Consider the following 2,223-nt stretch of genomic DNA (forward strand, 5'->3'; position numbering starts at 1 on the left):
CCAGGGACCGGCCGGTGACCCGTCCGTTCCTCCCCGCCGCGCGGTGTGAGCACCACGTTAACCACAGCCCACCACCGGGTCAAATCCCTGCGACACCACAGGACCCAGCACCGACCAGAGCTGCGGCGACAGCCGCACGACCCCCTCGCTGCCCGCCCCGAGGGGTGCGCCGTCGACGTCCTCAGCCGATCTGCTGCGGGTCCACCCGCACCCGCACCACGGGCAGCTTGCGCACGCTGCGCCCGGCGGTGACGGCCTTGAGCGCGCGCGCCAGCTCGGCCGAGGCGGGGCGGGGCACGCGCACCACCGTGCGCACCTGCTCGGCGGCGCCGGGCCGCGGGGGCAGCGGGATGGGGCCGAGCACCCGCGCCCCGGGGACGTCCGGCATGGCCGCCAGGGCGGCGCCCACCGCTTCGGCCACATCGGCGGTGGAGCCGATGAGCCCGGCGAAGCGGGCGGCGGGAGGCAGGTCCAGCTCGGCGCGCTGGGCCAGCTCCCGCTCGGCGAAGCCGGCGGGGTCCCAGCGCACCAGCGCCTGCACGGCCGCGGCCTGCGGGTCGGCCACCACGACGACGACGCCGCCGGCAGAGGCCGGACGCACCAGGGCCGCGGCGGCGGCCCAGCGGCGCAGGGCCTCCTCCTGGGCGCGCAGGTCGGGGCGGGAGAGCAGGGCCCAGCCGTCCAGCAGCAGGGCGGCGGCGTAGCCGCCCGGGGCGACGGGCTCGGCGCCGGGGGTGGCGATGACCAGCGACGGCTCGGCGGGCACGTCGTCCAGCACGCGCGAGCCGCCGGAGGTGCGCACGTCCACCCCGGGGAAGGCGCGCCCGAGCTCCTCGGCGGTGCGGCGGGCGCCGGTGACCACCGCGCGCACGCGCCCGTCGCCGCAGGTGGGGCAGACCCAGTCGGTGGCGGGGCGACCGCACCAGCGGCACGACGGCGGGGCGTCGGGGTCGGTCAGGGCCAGCGGGCCGTGGCAGGCGGTGCAGCGGGCCGGTTCGCGGCAGGTGCGGCACGCCAGCGCGGGCACGTACCCCGTGCGCGGCACCTGCACCAGGACGGGGCCGCGGCGCACGGCGTCGCGCAGCACGCGCCAGCCGTCGCCGGGCAGGCGGGCGGCGGCGGCCAGCGGGTCCTGCGCGTCGTGGCCGCTGGTGCCGGCGACCGCGACGCGGGGGGCGCCGGCGCGCACGGCCTCGCGGGGCGCGGTGACCGCGCGCGCCCAGCCGCTCTCCAGCAGCAGCTGCGTCTCGGCGGTGCGGGTGCGCCCGGCGAAGAGGGCGGCGGCGCCGGTGGTGCCGGCGCGCAGGACGGCGACCTCTCGGGCGTGGGGGTAGGGGGCGCGCTGCTCGGCGTGGGAGTCCTCGCCGTCCTCGAGCACCGCCAGCAGGCCGAGGTTCGGCAGGGGCGCGAAGACGGCGGCGCGGGTGCCGGCGACGACGCGGGCGCGGCCGGTGAGGGCCTGCAGGAACGCGGTGTAGCGGGCGGAGGGCCCGGCGTCGGCCTCCAGCAGCACGTGGGCGCCGGTGGGCAGGCGGCGCGCCAGGGCGGCGTCCAGGCGCAGCAGGTCGCGGTGGTCCGGCACCAGCAGCAGCGCGGTGCGTCCGGAGGCCAGGGTGGCGCGGGCGGCCAGGGCCAGCGCCTCGAAGCAGTCGGTGCCCGGCGCCAGGGTGGCCACCGCGCGCGGGGACGCGCCGCCGGCCAGGTGGGTGAGGAACGCGCGCCCGGCGCCGTGGCGCTCCCAGCCGGCGAGGTCCTCACCGGTGGCCACGGGGTCGGGCACCGGTTCGTGGTGCACGGGCTCGGCGCGCAGCAGCGCCTCCTCGGCGCCGGCGTGCCGGCCGGGCACCGCCAGGCGCAGCACGTCGGCCAGGGTGCCGGCGTAGTGCTCGGCGACGCGCTCGGCGAGCGCCAGCACCGGCGGGGAGAGCACCGGCAGGCCGGAGACGACGCGGCGCAGGCGCGCCAGCTTGCCGGGGTGCTCGCTGGCGGCGCTGCGCTGCAGCACCCAGCCTTCCACGTCGCTGCCGGCGAAGGGGACGCGCACGAGCCGGCCCGGCTCGGCGGTGTGCTCCATCGAGGCGGGCACGAGGTAGTCGAAGGGGCGGTCCAGGTGCGGCAGCGAGGTGGACACGAGCACGCGCGCGACCGGGTCGGTGGCGGCCACGCCCTCGAGCGCCTTGGGGCGCCGGGCCCGCCCGCGCGCCGGCTTGGCCGGAGCGCGGG

General features: G+C 80.3%; 1 protein-coding gene. It reads right to left on the minus strand.

All coding sequences use genetic code 11. From position 1 onward, the window contains the following. Nucleotides 1-181: 181 nt before the first annotated feature. Nucleotides 182-2,223, minus strand: a 2,042-nt coding sequence (locus GTR00_RS25215; RefSeq protein ID WP_205706217.1) for a primosomal protein N' family DNA-binding protein, incomplete at its 5' end; no start/stop codon positions are given.

It is taken from the genome of Kineococcus indalonis (assembly GCF_009906395.1).
In the GTDB taxonomy this organism is placed as follows: domain Bacteria; phylum Actinomycetota; class Actinomycetes; order Actinomycetales; family Kineococcaceae; genus Kineococcus; species Kineococcus indalonis.